We start from the raw sequence: 16,923 nt of genomic DNA, 5'->3' as shown, positions 1-16,923 counted from the left end.
TTTCCCTTTTATTTACGCTTAGCTCTAGCGTCTGCTTCCCTTGATCTCTTTTGTGCTTCTAAATCATCATGATCAGCAAATTCCTGAGCAAATTCGATGTCACGTCCATCTGGCACAATATCTCTTCGCGGAGTTTGAGGTAACTTGGCCTGATTTTTATCTCGTGGTTTTTGACTTTGCGCTCTGCCCATTGTCATACCCCTTTCCCATGTTTTTGGATTACATGGTTCTTTTTTATATTGCCAACTACTAAGAAGAAGTATGAATCCACTTTTTGTTAAGATTTAAGATAAAATGAAGCCTCGTCAACCATCTCGACTTCTGAATTAGCTTTTAGATCATCAACAAGTTGAAATAAAGCCTGATCCTTTTGTTTCGCCTCAATCATGCAGTCTATCTGCGGCGTACTTCCATTGACTTTCTTCACAAAGGTAAGAAACATTTCAGGGTCAATCATATTGGCATGAGCCCGAAACTGTTTATCACTTTTTGGACTTGAGATGTGCATTTTAACAGGTAGAGGTGATGCAGACCAAGTTTGGATTACCCTCCCCCACTCACTAATCCAGTCCTCCCTTTCATGATTGGCCATATGATGATGAAGGTCAAATACAGCTGGAATATTTAATTTTTCACAGACATACAAAATGTCATGAAGCGTATAGGTTTTATCGTCATTTTCAAGCATAATCATCTCTTGAATTCGAGCAGGAACAAGCGCCCAATTGCTTATAAATCTCTCAAGGGAGGATTCCTTATTCTCATATTTTCCGCCTAAGTGCAACACGCAACGATGTATAGGTTTTAGTTTCATATGGGTTAAAAGCTTATGGTGATAGTCCAGTGTCTTAACAGATGTTTTCATAACTTCCTTTTTTGTGGTATTTAAAACCACAAAGTGATCGGGATGAAAGTCCATCCGAATTTCATGCTTGGCAGCAAATTCCCCCAGTTCCTCCAAATCCTCTTTAATGGGACTAATGTAATCCCAGCCTTTTAACGCATCATGTGTAGCGAGCGGAATTAGCCTTGAGCTTAGGCGGAAAAAATGAATATCATTGGCTTTATTATGTTTTAACAGTCGAAGACAATTTTGTATATTGGACTTCGCCACTGTCTCAAGCTTTTGAATCGCAGCTTCTTCGTCTGCAAATTGTGAAAAGCGTTTGTATGTGATGGTTTGCGATGGTGAACTGTTTTTGAGATTGACACTCATGGCGACATAACCGAGCCGAAACAACGTCTTTGTCATTTGAATCTCCTCGAATTTTTACCCTTAGGCTATGTCAAGTCAACAAATATTATTAGGTCCGTTGTTAGCACTCTAGAAATGCACCTATTCCTCAATTGAAGAAAAGAAAAAGACATGCTCAGCGCATGCCTCTTACATCGTTTCATAATAAACCACTGATTCGCGTGGTAGCATTTTTTTCGCCTTCAATTCTTGATTCGGATACCCTAATCCTAATATGGAAAGTACACGGCGACGGCGATCATCTGGTAAATTCAGAGCCTTTTTTACTACATTTTCCCTTTTCTCCGATTCCTCTGCATCTGTAGCATGATAAATAGCACCAAAAGCTGCTCCAAGTCCATTTTCAACTGCTGCAAGCCAAACAAATCCGCTAGCAATGGATGCATCTTGAACCCAGTACTTACTAATATCAGGTCTCCCTGTTACAACCACGGCTGCTTTTGCTTCCTTTAACCATGGGACAAAGGGTGTTGATTCCGAAAGCTGCTCAAGCTTAGTTGCGTCCGTTACTAAAATAAACTCCCTTGATAATAGGTTGTTTCCTGAAGGTGCTTTATAAGCCGCATCTAAGACATTTTCTAATACCTCTTTCGTAATTTCCTTATCCGCATACTTCGTAATTTCACGCCTTTGTTCAATTGCATCTTTTACATTCACTTTCCCGTCACCTCTTTATGAAATGGATTGCGTACGTTTATGCTTCCACATGATGTATCGGTATCGAATGAAACAGCCAACACAAAACCCCAACAGGGCAACCAAAGCAGCTACAGCTACCATGACACTAAAAATAACTCCCAATAGCTGGAAGCCTGCATAATGGCAAATTAACGATAGACCTAACATTGTTGTAGCTACCCACTGATTAAAAAGTTGTTGATCTTCCTGCATATATTCATTTGGTGGCCTTGGCAGGAAACGCTTCGCTATAAGAATCACCGGATTTTTCTTTGTAAGTAGCGTTATAACTCCTACCGTAAACGGAATCAGTAAAATCCATGGATCAATCACGAACGCTAATATGACGGAAATGACAATAAAGGATTGATTGGTTTGCACAAGCGGTTTTGGAATCGTCATCGTCCTCTCCTCCTTAACCCTATTATACATAGTGTTTTACTTGGATTAAAGAGAAAAGGGTAGTAAACCAAACTTTTGGACGCTTACCTATCCCCATCCTCAGATTGTTTCTGCATTAACTCACGAATACGAGGTTTTGGATCCCAACAGTTAAACTGATAGTGTGATTTCGTTTCATAACCGAGACGCTTACATTTGGTTAAAATCCTACCATCCTTTTTGGTAGCTAAAAAATGAACACAAGTTGCGCAGCAATGATAGTTCTTCAAGCTTCTCCCTGCCTTTAATCGGTATTTTCACTTTTCTTATGAAATATGTCTAAGTAATCCCACATACTTTCTAAATGATCAAGTTTTTGAGTAATATCAACTTGCTTGCTATTCCCAATCTGAGTAATAATTGCATTCATTAAGCTCAACGGTGCCACAAATGAATCAATTAACGATGGCATGCGACTGGAGGCGGTCAGTGGAACATCCGCTAATGGAACCAATGGTGATAATAGATTATCCGTTATAGCAATGGTAGTGGCTCCCCTTTCCCGTGCAAACGAAAACATTTTAATTGTTGATTGTGTGTAACGTGGGAAACTAATCCCTAGCACGACATCATCTTCATTTAAATTATAAAACTTCTCAGAGATTAACTCAGAAGATGAGATGAATTCCACATTGTCCAACAGAATTCGCAAGTAATAGTCAAGAAACATGCCAAGGGAAACAGCACTGCGACTGGCAACAATATAAATTTTCTCTGCATTTAATAATAAATCAACAGTCCGATGAAAGGCCGTCATATCTAGATTTTCCATTGTGGAACGGATATTGGATATGTCATCCTGAAAGATGTTAAAGACCCATTTTTCCTGATCATCATAAACCTCAGAGCTCATTTTTAGCCTTTCCGTGGCAGTGAGCTGCTTACGAAGGGAATCCTGCATGGCTTGTTGAAGCTCTGGAAATCCCGAGAATCCTAAAAAGGTAGCAAAACGTACAACGGTAGCCTCACTCACCGAAGTAATCTGGGCAAGTTTACCAACTGTTAGGAAAGGTACATTATTCGGATTTTGAAGAATATATTCGCCAATTTTTTTCTGTGCTCTGCTCATATCTGGGATTTTTTCTGCTATTAATTGATAAACATTGCCCATTCAATCTTACCCCCTAATTTTTTTCAGCGCTTTCTCGTGTATTTCGACTGTTTTAGCGATATCCTCTTCGGTATGAGCCGTTGACATCGAATAGCGGTTTAATGGTTTTGTATAAATACCCTGAAGAAGAAGTTCGTGATCAATGACCTTCCGCAATGACATATTGGCCTTTTGCAAATCGCGATAGTTCTTGACGGTTTCTTTCGTTAGCACAATGTTGAAAATACTCCCCATACCAATGGTTTGCATGTCAACACCCTGTCGTTGATACACTTCCTCTAGTTTCTGACGTAGTAATTTAGTGCGGTCGCATAGTTTCTGCATCTGGTTGCTCTCTTCTAATGCCTGAATGGTTGCTAGCCCTGCAGCCAATACAGTTGGGTGTCCGTTATACGTTCCACTATGAAAGAGAATTTCCTTTTTCCCGGCTGAATGCTCACCTGCACTCAGAATATCGCGACCTCCATTTGGAGCGCTAATCATCATGATATCCTTACGACCGCCAACAGCACCAACCGGAAATCCCCCACCTAACACTTTCCCTAATGCAGTTAAGTCTGGTTTCACCCCGAAAATTTCTTGGCAACCACCAAGTGAAGTCCTAAAACCGGTTTTCACCTCATCAAAAATAAGTAGGATGCCAAGCTCGTTGGTAAGTTTCCGTAATCCTATTATAAATTCTTCATCCGCTGGAATAAATCCTCCCTGAACAGGTTCTAAGATAATAGCTGCCAACTCATCAGCTTGCTTACGCAAAATACGCTCTGTCGCATCCATATTATTAAATGGTAGAATAATTGTATGCTCAACCTCATGACTTGATATACCCGTAGATTCTGGAACAGCTACTGGTTCATCCTCTGTTCCTGATTTTTCAATATCTGGATTGACACTTAATAAAAATTGATTTGACCCACCATGATAGTGGCCTTCAAATTTGGCAATTTTATCTTTTTCTGTATATGCCATCGCCGTTCGTACAGCTAATAGCGTGGCTTCTAAACCTGAATTTGTATATCTTACCATATCAATACCTGGATAAAGTTCAATTAATTTTTCAGCCATTTTCACTTCTAAATCATGTGGAGTGCCAAATATGGTCGTCCCCTGATTGGCCAATTGATCATAAACCGCCTTCATCACCGGCTCATTACCATGTCCGTGAATAAGTGCGCCATAGCATAGAAGATAGTCGATATATTCATTTCCATCGACATCAAATAGTTTGCTTCCCTTCCCTTTCTCCATCATGATTGGATGAGGCTCGAAATATTTGATATTTGCTGTCACCCCACCCGGCATAACCTCACATGCCCTTTCATACAATTCCCTAGACTTACGATTTGGGTCTGAAAGTAAGGAAGCTTCTTCACTTAACAATTTTAAAATCTCCTTTACAAATGAAATTTTTATTTCCTTTGTCTGCATTATATGAAATATTAATTACATTATCTACCCTTTTATGAAATTTTTTATTCAAAACACAAAAAAAGACCATCACCTATTCGATGACGGTCTTCTTATAACCACATAGTCACTAGCTGAATTACAGCAGGTCCTAACAAAACGATAAATAAGGTCGGAAAAATAAATAGCACCATTGGAATCAGCATCTTAACTGGTGCTTTCATCGCTTGTTCTTTAACCTTTTGACGCTGCTGTTCACGAATTCGTTGTGTCTGTGCCTGAAGTACTTTAGACAGGCCAATTCCTAATTGGTCTGCTTGAACAATAGCACTTACCACGCTTTTAAGAAAATCAGATGCTACTCGGTTTCGCAAATCTGTGAGCGCATTTTTACGCGACTTTCCTAATTTCATATCCTCTAAAGCATATAAAAACTCTTTTGATAACGGACCATCCATTTGCTTACAAACACGTCTTAAAGCACTGTCCAGTCCCATTCCCGCTTCAATGGAAATGGTCACCATGTCAAAGAAGTCAGGCATTGCTTTTTCCATCTCTAACACACGCTGTTTTTTCTTAGCTACGATATAGTAATTGGCATAAAAGTTGATAAAAAGGACAGAAAAAATCCCCAAGAAAATGATCTTTCCCATACTCTGTCCCGTTGGTAAAAACATGACAAATAAAAATAAAATAAAGGCCATACTAATAACCATTCTTAGGACGATAAAATTAATTCCGGTTAATCCAAAAGGGTTTCCTGCATCTCTTAATTTGTTCTCCATTTCCTGTAGCTTTTGCTTAGGTGTTCGTTTTAGAATAAATACCTGAAATTTTTCTACAATAGGTAAAATCATTCGTTCCTTAAAGGATAGGTTTTCCTCGTCATGACCTTCTCCATTGTCTTTCTTCGCACCTATAAACGGAGACACTCTTCTTTCAATTTGAAGTTTATTATAATTTAGACTAACTTGAACGGTAGCCAACATAACGGTAAAAAAAGCAAAGGCGACTATCCATAACATGAGCACCATCATCAACTACACCTCAATCCTCACAATCTTTTGAATGACCATCCACCCGATGAAACCCGATACAGCTCCAAGACCAAGTAGGACGAGTCCTAGGGGATGCTGTAGCATTGGTGAAAAATAAGTCGGACTGATGACATTTAATAAAACGCCTAACGCAACAGGTAACAATGAAATAATAATCGCTGACATTTTCCCTTGTGAGGTTAATGCTTTGAGCTCATCCTTCATTCGAACGCGATCATTAATCGTATCTTCAATGGTTTCAAAAAGTTTAGCTAAATTCCCACCCGTTGACCTTTGAATTAACACAGCAGTCACCACAAGCTTTAAATCATTGTTTGGTAAGCGTTCTAGTAAATTATGAAAGGCCTGTTCCATGGAAATACCTAAATTGATTTCACGAATCGTTTTTTCAAATTCTGGACCTAATGGATCGGCCACCTCTTTTGCCACCATCTGCATGGCCTGCATAAAACTAAAGCCCGATTTCATCGCGGTTCCAATTGTACCTAATGCTTGTGGGAGCTGGTCTGAACAGGCTTGAATTCTCTTTTTCCGTTTTGAGTTTAAATAAAATACAGGCCCCATCCATCCCGCAATGGGTAACAAAGCTGTTATAAACAGATTGAAATCAAGTGTAAGAGCCGCCATGATCGAAAAGATAACAGCCAATAGTCGAATTGCAACAAACTCCTCAGCTTTCAAGGGAATCCCAGCTGACTCTAGAGCCTGCTCCCATTTCTCCGCTTGACTTTTCCCTTGAAAGGCTTTCGAGAATGTCTGGAACGTTGATTTCAATATCGAACCTTTTTTCTTCCCTTCACCTTTCTGATCTTTTAGCTTGTGATGGTCCTCGCTCGTATCGTTAAATATTTTCTCCAGTCTTGATTCAACGATATATTGATTACGCTTGACTGTGATCCCAATCATCCCGATGATTAAGGTACTTAAAAGAAAGAGCAAAATAAATATCATTATGACCATTCCTCCTCGAACCAATGGCTCGGTACGTCAATTCCGTAATCGATTAATTTATCCGCACAGTTAGGCCGAATCCCTGTTGACACAAACTTACCAACGATTTTGCCATCGGGAGATGTATCCGTTTGTTTAAACACAAACAAATCCTGCAGGGTAATCGTATCTCCTTCCATGCCTGTGATTTCAGAGATGTGAGTAATTTTACGACTTCCATCCTTCAATCTTGTTTGTTGAATAATAATGTCAATGGCCCCTGATACTTGCTCACGAATAGCTCTTACTGGAAGATCCATTCCCGCCATTAACACCATCGTTTCAAGTCTTGAAAGCATATCTCTTGGGGAGTTCGCATGACCTGTCGCAAGGGAGCCATCATGTCCAGTATTCATGGCTTGTAGCATGTCTAATGCCTCTGCACTTCTGACCTCACCAATAACAATTCGATCGGGTCGCATACGCAAGGAGTTTCGTACTAAATCACGAATGGTAATCGCTCCAGTCCCTTCAATGTTTGGTGGTCTTGTTTCTAACGAAATAACATGATCCTGCGATAGCTGTAATTCTGCCGCATCCTCAATCGTCACAATGCGCTCATCATGAGGAATAAAGGAAGATAATACATTAAGGAGGGTCGTTTTACCTGATCCAGTTCCCCCACTAATAAATACGTTCATCCTTGCCTTTACACAAGCATCTAGAAATTGAGCCATATTTTCATTGAGTGTTCCGAAGTTGATGAGATTCTCAATTTGTAAACGACTTTGTGGGAATTTACGAATCGTAATGGTTGGTCCGTTTAACGCAAGTGGCGGAATGATCGCATTCACACGAGAGCCATCAGGCAGTCGTGCGTCTACCATCGGACTACTTTCATCGATTCGTCTTCCAAGTGGTGAAACTATTTTTTCAATCACCTGTAGAACATGATCGTGATCACGAAAATAGGCTTGGGTTTTGATTAACTTCCCGCTATTCTCCACGTAGATATCATGCGGTCCATTCACCATTATTTCTGATACATTTGGATCGTTCAAAAATGGTGTAATGGGTCCATAGCCAATTAATTCATTTGAGATATCCTCAATGAATGACTTTTTCATTTCAAAGGAGAGACGTTCCCCTTCTTGATTGAGAAAGCTCATCGCTTCTTTATTTAAAAATTCCTTCTGTTTGTCATCATCGATTTCATCAAACTTTCGTAATTCTGAAATCAGATGAGTACGGAGCAAAGTTTTCAACTCGTGTTCTGGTGAGCGTCCCCCTTCTTTTCCTATAGAGACACCTGAACTCTTTGATGCAGAAGAACTAGCTGCTTGACCTTCACTCTTATCATTCAGCCTTTTTAACAACGACATTTGGCATCTCCTCTTTCCCTAAACTACCTTCTACGCAGAAGAGAAAAACGTTTTTTCGTTTTTCTTTGGTTCGAATCTGGTTTGGAATCTAATTGTTTGACGAGCTTTTGCATGGATTTGGCTACTTGTGTTTTTGGTGAACGAATCACAAACGGAACTCCAAGGTTAATGGAGCTAATCACGGTCTTATAATCACTTGGAATCGAAACCTCTAGCTTACGTCCAAGGATATTTTCAACAGTGTTTTTGTTCATGCCTTCCATTTCGGTATCTCGGTTCAAAACAATTTTTATTTTGTCATTCAGCTCTAGTAAATCAAATGTATCAATTGCTAGCTTCCCGTTTTTTAATGCTGGAAGATCTAAGGATGTAATGAGAAGGATATCCTCTGAATTTTCAATGGCAACAAGGCTTGTTTCAACAAAGGATGGAGGCGTGTCGACGATGATCACATCAAATTCTTTCTTTAATTGAGAAAGAACATTGGATACGTGTTCCCCTGTGATCAACTCTGCAAATTCAGGAGAGGATGGAGCAGCTAATACGGATACTTTTGTATGAGGGTCATAGGTTACATATGGGATGACTTTCCCATCCCCATTTTCATAAGATTCCTTAAGCCACTCATAAATGGTTTGCTTAGGCTGTAGATCCAACAGTAAAGGAACATCTCCGAATTGCAAATCCAAATCCACGATAACCACATTAAGCTCCTGATTTGCCAACGCAACAGCCAGATTGACACTGATAGTCGTTTTTCCAATTCCACCCTTTGTACTCGCAACCGTAATCATACGAGCAGGCTTTTGGTCACTTTTCTTTTCTAAATCCTCCATTTTAATTTCAATAATGCTTTCCGCTTTGACAAGTGCCTGCTTCCATTCTTCTTCCTCAAACTCAAGACTGACGATATCTGTAGCTCCCACATACATCGCTTTTTTATAATCAATGTCTTCTACATCTGAAATGAGAATGACCTTGAGGTTTGGCCACTGTAAGGAAATATCTCCACATAAATCATAAAGGTCATAGGTGGTGCTAGAAGTTATAAATAAAACGCCATAGTCATCCTCTGTCACAAACGATTTCAGCTGTTCCAAATTGTGAAAGATCTTTGCGAATTTGCGATTGTAATATAGTAGTTTTTTGATACTTTCAGCCGTAGAATGGTTCCCGGAAATTATAAAATAATTCATCATTTCGGAATCACTCCTTTATTTAGCTTATCCATGGTCACATGGATATGGGGAGAGTCCTCTTTATCCTCTTGATCACGTAGCATTAACGTATAGTAACCCTGATCAGTAGCATAGGCTAATGCTGCTCCCTCTTGGGGAAGCACTTCTAACGTAATCAATTGATAAGAGACATTAGTCTCAGTTTCCCCCTCTTCCTGATTGACGGGAGCTTGTTTGCCAACAGCCAATACCCTTAGTTTTTGCAAAAGAATTTGAGCATTTGGCTCCTGCCCTTTAGGTGCGGGGACAACTGCAACAACATCTACAAAATCACCTTTTTGTACATGCCCACTTACACTTTGTAATTCATTTACTGGTATGGAAATGGCTCTTTTGCCTTTTTCAATAGTAAAGCCTGTTTCCTCTTTCTCTATACTTTCTAATTCTTCTTTCATATTATTTTCTGTTTCATTTTCTGTTTTACTTTCAGTAGATCCACTTGTTTCTGATTGTTCCTCATTTTCCGTTGTAATTTCGTTTGGATTTGTAGCTGGTGTTGTCGACGGTTGATTTAGCACAACATATAGCAAAGTCGATAAAACCAATCCTAATATAATCGAAATCATCCACATCTTCTTAAGGCTTTTCATTTATCATCACCATCTTCTATTGAATTAGTTTTAAACCATATGAGCCGTAATTGTATTGGTCCGGGTCACTGCCGCCATTATGAGTGGTTTGAATAAAACGGCCAAGCACAACAGAATCATCATTTGGTGCTGTTCCTTCTAAAAAGAAAGAAGCAAATCCAACAATTTCAATCTCTTTAATTTTGGTTTCGTCAACATTCACTGGCTTATACACCATTACTAAGACCACACGTTGACAGCTTGGGCTAAAATTGTCAAAGGTGGCATCAGGACAAAGGGAAATCCGGTAATCAACCGCTTCCTTTGTGGCTCCACTCATTTTCCCTGGTTCGGTTGATAACATTTGTCCAACATGCAATGTCTTGTCAAAGCCATTGATAAAATCATCCCGATAGTTTCTGGCTCCAGAGCCCGTTAGCTCAATGGCACCAAAGTTACCGACAACAGGGTCCCCTACTTTTAGCTCAATTAAATCGCCCTGTGTCATGTCTGTGTTGTTTTGAACACCTAGGGGAATCGCACCTTTTGCTGAGGTGATGGGTGCAAGCTGAACGACAGCACTTGCTGTTACAATCGGGTCATCAAACCCTAACGCATTTCCAAAGGTTAAGTTGACCTTTTTCTCCCCGTTCACTCTGATTCCTTTATGGTCCGATAAAAACTCGACAGACAAACTGGTTGCCCCGCCATTTTGTGTCGCTACCCATTTAGCAGATTGACTTGCAGTTTCCGGGAAGGTGGGTAGGTCCTGTGCACCGGCTAAAGCTGCTGCGTCTACTGTTTTTTGCAATTGATTTCTAGCTAAATAAATACTCCCACCATCTAACACGAGGGCTGTTAATGCTAAAAACCCACTCATAGCCAATGCCACTAACACCATTACGGCACCATCTTCACGTTTCCATATTTTTTTCATGTCACTCCACCCTCATGACAGTTTCACCTGTTACCGTAAATGGATTTGGCATAATTTGATCGAGAAAAGGTGTGAACAATTCCACTGGATAAGATGTGGTTACAGTGACATAGGTGCCTCTTGTTCGATTTGTTTCAGGTGAAATGTGTACAATTAATTCTTCAGAATTCAGACCGCTTGCAGCTTGGTAGGCATAATCAATAATATCGGTATTGGTAGCTCCCACACTTGCTACTCGGGCAGATTCACGACTGGTATGCTCTAATGTTAAATAAGCGTGAAAAATACGACCAAAATCAATCATTCCAAATATTAACAACAAAAGGATGGGCAAGGTTAAAGCTAACTCAACGGCTGCTTGTCCCCTTTCAGACTTCATCATAACCATGTCGCTCCTAATCCCATGTAAATGAAGGTACCAAACACGATAGCAATGCCATATGGAAAGGCATGATGTAGATCATCCTTTTGTAAACCTTCCAATGTTTTCAATTTAGTCGCAAATAAAATTCGTTGGAACGATTGAAATAACTCTTTACGTTTAAGTAATAACACAACCGCAATAATTCCACCTATAAGAGCCGTATATATAAAAGCGTAGAATACAAATTGCATGCCTTGCAATGCACCTATAGCCGCCATGAGCTTGACATCTCCCGCTCCCATTCCACCTAACATAAAAGGAATGAGCAAAAGACCAAGTCCTACGAAAAAGCCGCTGGCACTAAAGAGCAATCCGTCAAAACCTGACATGATAAAATGATAAATAAAAGCAAAAAATATTGTTGGTAATGTTACGATGTTAAGAATTTTTCGGTCTTTAATATCGGTGATTAAAGATATCACTAACACGATGGTTAGAATGATTTGGATCAATTTTGCTCACTCCTTTTTTGCAAAAAAATAACCCCACTTCTCAAAATGTATTTAAGATAAGCGGGGTTTGTTTAGATTTTACTATTTATGAACCTGAGGTTGTTGTTGTTGGCTCTGCACCGTCACCAGGAGTACGGAACTTATTAACGACATCTTCAAACTTTTTAACAATTTCGTCGCCAACAGTAACCATGATTCCTACAGCTGCTAGTGCTATCAGACCAAGAATTAGACCGTATTCAGTCATACCTTGTCCTTTTTCTTCTTTAACTAATTTTTGAATTAGATTTTTCATTGTGTATACCCCCATTAAATTATATGAAATTTTTTACACCGGCTGGCTGTTTCCCGATTGGAGGTTAAGTTTATAATATAATATGAATAATAAGTTCGTATGAAATCCGTTCGTTCATCAGCCAATTTGCAAATTGTTTTCCCTTGCAAGACTTATAATAGCACGCGGGATACTTAAAAGCATTATAATAATAGTGGTAAGTCTGGAAAGTAGGTTAGTTTATGGAGATAATTAGAAAAAATATCAAATACGAAGTACCCATAGACCTTAAATTCTACAACACCTTCTGGAAACGGTTTAAAGGACTCATGTTCAAGGTAAAGCCCCTTAAACAGGAAGGCATCATCATCCTTCCCTGCAACTCTATTCATATGTTTTTTATGTTTTTTTCCATTGACGTGATATTTATTAATGACGAGCAAAGAGTTCTCAAAACCGTTAATCATCTAAAGCCTTGGCGTGTAGTGACGCCTGTTCGAGGTGCTGTTGCGGCTATAGAACTTCCTAAAGGTACCATTCAAAAATACGACATTCAACCAAATGACGAAATCCACTACTAATAGAACATAAGACAGCCCTGCTTGCACATACAACATATTAAAGGTCTAAAATGTGGAGGTGTTGTATGTGCTCAAAGCTCTAGATTGGAAATTGATTTCATTTTTAACCCTAGCATTAATCCACGAGTACTGTTTTACTTATCGAATTCCGCAAATTTATTATTGGGAACTCACCCAAGAGAATAATGAGGAAAATTAATGCCTCAAAATAGCGCTTGGAGGTTCATTCGCTCCAACACATAAATCCCCTACCTCACCATATTTTACTCCACGGATAATGTAACTCAAATCACATAAAATACGGATAGTAAGGGAGGAATGAGTGATGGGCGTAAAGAAAAAGAACCAGATTGAAACCAATGCTCCAAAAAATAAGGAGTTGTCTGTACAAACATCCGATGTGGAAAACGACTATCAAGAGACATTCCCAGGAGATTCTGTTGAGGAGCATAAACGAATCGAATCAGCCAATAAACAACTAGGTGCAGATGAGATTAAGCAGCAATTTAACAATTTATAATAAAAAGAAGGATTCTATTTGGGAAAATTTCTTTCACCCATTATAGAATCCTTTTTGACCTCAACTACCCTGAATATCGTTTGGAGGGTATAAGTACATTAAACGTTGTACCTTTTCCTAACTCACTTTCAACATAAACTCTCCCGTTATGATTCTCAACAATTTTGAAGCTAATCATTAACCCGAGACCGTTGCCCTTTTCCTTTGTAGTATAAAAAGGCTCTCCGATTCTTTTCAATTTTTCTTCTGGAATCCCAACGCCCGTATCCGTAATTGAAACATGAATATATTTCTGATTGCTGTAGTCTAATGAAATGGTTAAATCCCCACCATTAGGCATGGCTTCGATTGCGTTTTTGACAAAGTTGAGAAAAACCTGCTTGATGCGATTTTCATCTACAATAGCTTTCATAACCTCTTCTTCTGAACGAAGATGAACGGCAACACCTTGTTTACGTGCATCATAATCGAGTAAGGATAAAACGTTGTTCATTACAGACACAATATCTTTTACTTCCATCGTTAAATCCTTTGGTTTTGCCAGAACCATGAAATCCTCTACAATATCATCTACACGATCAATTTCATCCAATATAATTTCGAGATACTCCTTCCGTTCTTCATCCTCTTCATCCATGGTTAGAAACTCAGTGTAGCCCTTCATGGAGGTCAATGGATTACGGATTTCATGAGCAACCCCTGCAGCTAACTGTCCGACTGCTGCTAATTTGTCTTGTCGATGCATGTATTCCTCGGTTCGTTTTTTATCGGTTATATCCGTACGTATTGCTACGTATTGATATGGCTTACCATTATCGTTCAAAAACGGAACAATTGTAGTGTTTACCCAATAATACGAGTCATCCTTAGCCTTGTTGCGGATTTCCTCTTTCCATACGTTCCCAGTTCCGATGGTTCGCCATAACTCTTTAAAAAATTCTTTGGAATGATAGCCGGAATTTAATATACGATGATCCTGTCCCATTAATTCATCCCGACTATATTTCGAGATTTCACAAAATTTGTCGTTCACATAAGTGATGCGACCTCTTTGATCAGTCATTGCCACGATAGAAGATTGATCCAAAGCAAATTTAAAGTCACTAACCTCTTTTAACGAATTCTTCAGATTATCCTCAGCTAATTTGCGATTGGTTATATCCGTACGTATTGAAACATACTGGTACGGCTTCCCCTTTTTATTCATAAATGGAACAATGGTGGTGTTGACCCAATAAATCGAACCATCCTTTGCACGGTTACGTATTTCACCCTTCCATACATGTCCAGTCCCAATCGTTCTCCATAAGTCCTTAAAAAACTCCCTCGAGTGAAAGCCGGAGTTCAAAATTCGATGATTTTTCCCAATTAATTCTTCTTCATTGTACTTGGAAATTTCAACAAATTTGTCGTTCACATAGGTGATCGTTCCACGTGGGTCGGTAATGGCCACAATGGAAGAGGCATCAAGTGCTGATGTAATATCCTCTAGATTGGAATTACTTGTTTCCAAACGTTTCCCAACTAGTGTGCTCGTAATAACTAATCCCACTAAAATTAACATAGATATAAAAATAGCAAGGTAAAATAGGAAAGAGTCTTGTCCAGTTGAACCTTGAACCCCATTATTACTGCCATCATAGAAGCTAGAGGCCTTGGTAAATAGAAAATAGCCCTCCACAATTGCAGCCGTAATAATTAAAGTACTTAGGGGCCGTAGCCAGCCTTGACTGGAATAGGAAAAGTTTTTCGAAAACAGAATCCAAAAAGACAAAAAGAATGCAAAATAAATTACGCCCAACGCAATCAGTAAGAGAAATGGATTGTATGACGGATTATAGTTTAAGGAAAAGACACCCAATACATGAAAACAAAAGACAGCCATAGTCATAAAGAAACTACTGACATACAAGCTGTACACTTTTAGGGCTTTACCTATTATATGATAAAAAGCTATTCCAATAAATGATACGCCAATAGCTATCGATAGAATCTCAAGTGGAAGATTGTATTCTCGCAACGAATCCGTATTTAACGATAGCATCATTAGAAAATTTATGACCCAAATCCCAATTCCCATTGAAGTGATGGCACCTAAAAAGAGAAACATTTTATTCCGTTCAGAGCCTTTAATTAACAAAAAAAGGTCGAGTGCTGTATAGGTGGCCATAAACGTCAATACAATGGCTAAAAACAATAGAAGCGGATTTGACGACAATGATAGAAACTCCATGCCAAACTTCCTTTCGATTCTAAACACTTATATTTTATTGTAAAGTAAAGCATCTAGATAGAAAAGAAAAAATTTATATCCTTCATACATCGATTGGAAACTGAACTGTCATTGTCGTTCCTTTCCCCACTTCACTTTCAATCTGAATGTTTCCACCCATCCGTTTCACAATTTCAAAGCTTACACTAAGACCTAAGCCTGTCCCTTTTTTCTTTGTAGTAAAATAAGGTGTGCCAATTTTTTTCAAATCCTCTTTGGATATCCCTTTTCCTTCATCTTTTATGGTTACCTCTACAAACTGTTCCTTTTCTTCAGCCCAAACTCGTAGTTCCCCTCCATTTTCCATAGATTCTACAGCATTTTTAAATACGTTTAGAAGGACCTGCTGAACCTCGTATTTAAATCCAGATATTTGTAAGTCATCCTTGATCGAAGTGATGACATGTACCTTGGTTTTGATTGCATAGGTGGCCATAATACTTGCTAAGTCTTTCAGTAGATTGGATAAATCAATGACTTCATATTTTCTCGAATTCGGTTTGGATAACGAAAGGTAGTTTTGTATCATATATTCAGCTCTTACTAATTCTTCAATTGATATTTTTATGTATTCCTTATCCTTATCCTCTATGTATGATTTATCGCGTAAAATTTGTAGAAATCCCTTTACAGTTGTTAATGGGTTCTTTACTTCATGGGTCACTGTTGCTGCAAGCTGACTGACAGCATCCATTTTTTCAATATGCTGGAGTTCGCGCTTCATCCAAATTTGTTTATCCATATTTTCCATCAGCAGCATAACAGAAACGATGGTAAACCAAGTAATGAATGATAACATCATTAATAGCGAGAGCTGATTGGTTTCCTCTAAAATAATCAGTAAATAGAACGCTCGTGTACTCGTAATGATGAAGTAAAAGATCGTTAGGGTAAGAAACTTCTTATAATGGCTAGCATTTCGATAGTAGTTTGTTAGGAAAAAAAGTATGAGGGCTATGACGGTATAATTTCCGAGATACTGCGAAAAGTCAGCTGGTGCGAAAATAAAAGTATGTAATAGCATTATAGCAATCGTTAATATACCTTGTTTGTAAGTTCCATATAAAAAAGCTAGAAGAATTGGTATGAGTCGCAAATCATAAGTAAAATGTTCTGTATAATGGGCTGGAAATGTCAACGTTAAAAATAAGGATATAGTGATGAATAAAAAGAACTTCGAAAAGATTTTTGACGTGCGTGTCGTATCTTCTTCATTAAAAAATAAAAGATAACAAAGAAGTGGAAAAATGATACACAATACATTACTCAGTAAAGATTGAATCGTTAGTCCCATATCCATCTCCCCAAAAGTTGACATTTGTGTTAATTTTACCTTTAATTTACATTGTTGTAAATAAAAATTGAAAAAAGTGACTAATCCTGTTAAAAATAAA

19 protein-coding genes are annotated in these 16,923 nt (G+C 38.6%); 2 read left to right on the top strand and 17 right to left on the bottom strand.

Translation table 11 applies throughout. From position 1 onward, the window contains the following. Positions 1-8: 8 nt before the first annotated feature. From GH754_RS05610 to GH754_RS05540, 15 genes are all read right to left on the bottom strand, one after another. Positions 9-191 (bottom strand): YfhD family protein, encoded by a 183-nt coding sequence (locus GH754_RS05610; protein ID WP_153727764.1) that lies wholly within the window; start codon positions 189-191, stop codon positions 9-11. Positions 192-277: 86 nt separating this feature from the next. Next, positions 278-1,252 carry a UV DNA damage repair endonuclease UvsE gene (gene uvsE / locus GH754_RS05605; protein WP_153727763.1) on the bottom strand — a complete coding sequence of 325 codons (975 nt, stop codon included), beginning with the start codon at positions 1,250-1,252 and terminating at the stop codon, positions 278-280. A gap of 132 nt (positions 1,253-1,384) precedes the next feature. Continuing rightward, positions 1,385-1,912, bottom strand: coding sequence for a nitroreductase family protein (locus GH754_RS05600; RefSeq protein ID WP_323741870.1), 528 nt, complete (start codon positions 1,910-1,912; stop codon positions 1,385-1,387). 15 nt (positions 1,913-1,927) lie between these two features. Next, a complete protein-coding gene (locus tag GH754_RS05595; protein ID WP_153727762.1) occupies positions 1,928-2,335 on the bottom strand; it encodes a DUF4395 domain-containing protein in 408 nt (135 codons plus the stop codon). Between the two features lie 283 nt (positions 2,336-2,618). After that, on the bottom strand, positions 2,619-3,485 hold the full coding sequence (locus GH754_RS05590; RefSeq protein ID WP_153727761.1) for a MurR/RpiR family transcriptional regulator: 867 nt from the start codon (positions 3,483-3,485) through the stop codon (positions 2,619-2,621). 6 nt (positions 3,486-3,491) lie between these two features. Beyond that, positions 3,492-4,865, bottom strand: coding sequence for an aspartate aminotransferase family protein (locus GH754_RS05585; protein ID WP_228550152.1), 1,374 nt, complete (start codon positions 4,863-4,865; stop codon positions 3,492-3,494). Between the two features lie 140 nt (positions 4,866-5,005). Next, the gene (locus GH754_RS05580; protein WP_194841294.1) at positions 5,006-5,926 is read right to left on the bottom strand and encodes a type II secretion system F family protein; all 921 of its coding nucleotides are present in this window, start codon (positions 5,924-5,926) and stop codon (positions 5,006-5,008) included. A gap of 6 nt (positions 5,927-5,932) precedes the next feature. Further along, entirely contained in the window at positions 5,933-6,901 is a 969-nt protein-coding gene (locus GH754_RS05575; protein WP_194841293.1) for a type II secretion system F family protein, read from the bottom strand. Further along, a complete protein-coding gene (locus tag GH754_RS05570) occupies positions 6,901-8,262 on the bottom strand; it encodes a CpaF family protein (protein WP_153727757.1) in 1,362 nt (453 codons plus the stop codon). The genes GH754_RS05575 and GH754_RS05570 overlap by 1 nt, the downstream gene beginning before the upstream one ends. Before the next feature lie 23 nt (positions 8,263-8,285). Continuing rightward, positions 8,286-9,461 (bottom strand): AAA family ATPase, encoded by a 1,176-nt coding sequence (locus tag GH754_RS05565; RefSeq protein WP_153727756.1) that lies wholly within the window; start codon positions 9,459-9,461, stop codon positions 8,286-8,288. Beyond that, positions 9,458-10,090 (bottom strand): Flp pilus assembly protein CpaB, encoded by a 633-nt coding sequence (cpaB, locus tag GH754_RS05560; RefSeq protein ID WP_153727755.1) that lies wholly within the window; start codon positions 10,088-10,090, stop codon positions 9,458-9,460. The genes GH754_RS05565 and cpaB overlap by 4 nt, the downstream gene beginning before the upstream one ends. A 16-nt stretch (positions 10,091-10,106) precedes the next feature. Further along, on the bottom strand, positions 10,107-11,006 hold the full coding sequence (locus GH754_RS05555) for a TadE/TadG family type IV pilus assembly protein (protein ID WP_153727754.1): 900 nt from the start codon (positions 11,004-11,006) through the stop codon (positions 10,107-10,109). A gap of 1 nt (position 11,007) precedes the next feature. Beyond that, the gene (locus GH754_RS05550; protein ID WP_228550151.1) at positions 11,008-11,388 is read right to left on the bottom strand and encodes a TadE/TadG family type IV pilus assembly protein; all 381 of its coding nucleotides are present in this window, start codon (positions 11,386-11,388) and stop codon (positions 11,008-11,010) included. Further along, positions 11,385-11,882, bottom strand: coding sequence for an A24 family peptidase (locus tag GH754_RS05545; RefSeq protein ID WP_153727752.1), 498 nt, complete (start codon positions 11,880-11,882; stop codon positions 11,385-11,387). Before GH754_RS05545 ends, GH754_RS05550 begins: the two co-directional genes overlap by 4 nt. Before the next feature lie 85 nt (positions 11,883-11,967). Next, a complete protein-coding gene (locus tag GH754_RS05540; protein WP_153727751.1) occupies positions 11,968-12,177 on the bottom strand; it encodes a Flp family type IVb pilin in 210 nt (69 codons plus the stop codon). Between the two features lie 221 nt (positions 12,178-12,398). On the opposite strand from GH754_RS05540, the gene GH754_RS05535 reads away from it, so the two are divergent. Together GH754_RS05535 and GH754_RS05530 are read left to right on the top strand one after the other, a co-directional pair. Continuing rightward, the gene (locus GH754_RS05535; RefSeq protein WP_153727750.1) at positions 12,399-12,737 is read left to right on the top strand and encodes a DUF192 domain-containing protein; all 339 of its coding nucleotides are present in this window, start codon (positions 12,399-12,401) and stop codon (positions 12,735-12,737) included. Between the two features lie 325 nt (positions 12,738-13,062). After that, positions 13,063-13,257: a hypothetical protein gene (locus tag GH754_RS05530; protein ID WP_153727749.1), complete on the top strand. Its 195-nt coding sequence runs from the start codon at positions 13,063-13,065 to the stop codon at positions 13,255-13,257. Between the two features lie 64 nt (positions 13,258-13,321). Here GH754_RS05530 and GH754_RS05525 read toward each other — a convergent pair whose 3' ends face one another. Together GH754_RS05525 and GH754_RS05520 are read right to left on the bottom strand one after the other, a co-directional pair. After that, positions 13,322-15,490 carry a PAS domain-containing protein gene (locus tag GH754_RS05525; RefSeq protein ID WP_153727748.1) on the bottom strand — a complete coding sequence of 723 codons (2,169 nt, stop codon included), beginning with the start codon at positions 15,488-15,490 and terminating at the stop codon, positions 13,322-13,324. Between the two features lie 82 nt (positions 15,491-15,572). Then, the gene (locus tag GH754_RS05520) at positions 15,573-16,823 is read right to left on the bottom strand and encodes an ATP-binding protein (RefSeq protein WP_194841292.1); all 1,251 of its coding nucleotides are present in this window, start codon (positions 16,821-16,823) and stop codon (positions 15,573-15,575) included. Positions 16,824-16,923 lie beyond the last annotated feature (100 nt).

This window comes from Salinibacillus xinjiangensis (genome assembly GCF_009649735.1).
Classification (GTDB): Bacteria; Bacillota; Bacilli; order Bacillales; family Alkalibacillaceae; genus Salinibacillus; species Salinibacillus xinjiangensis.
The sequence above is the reverse complement of the archived record's forward strand: the minus strand, read 5'-3'. Positions and strand labels throughout refer to the sequence as shown.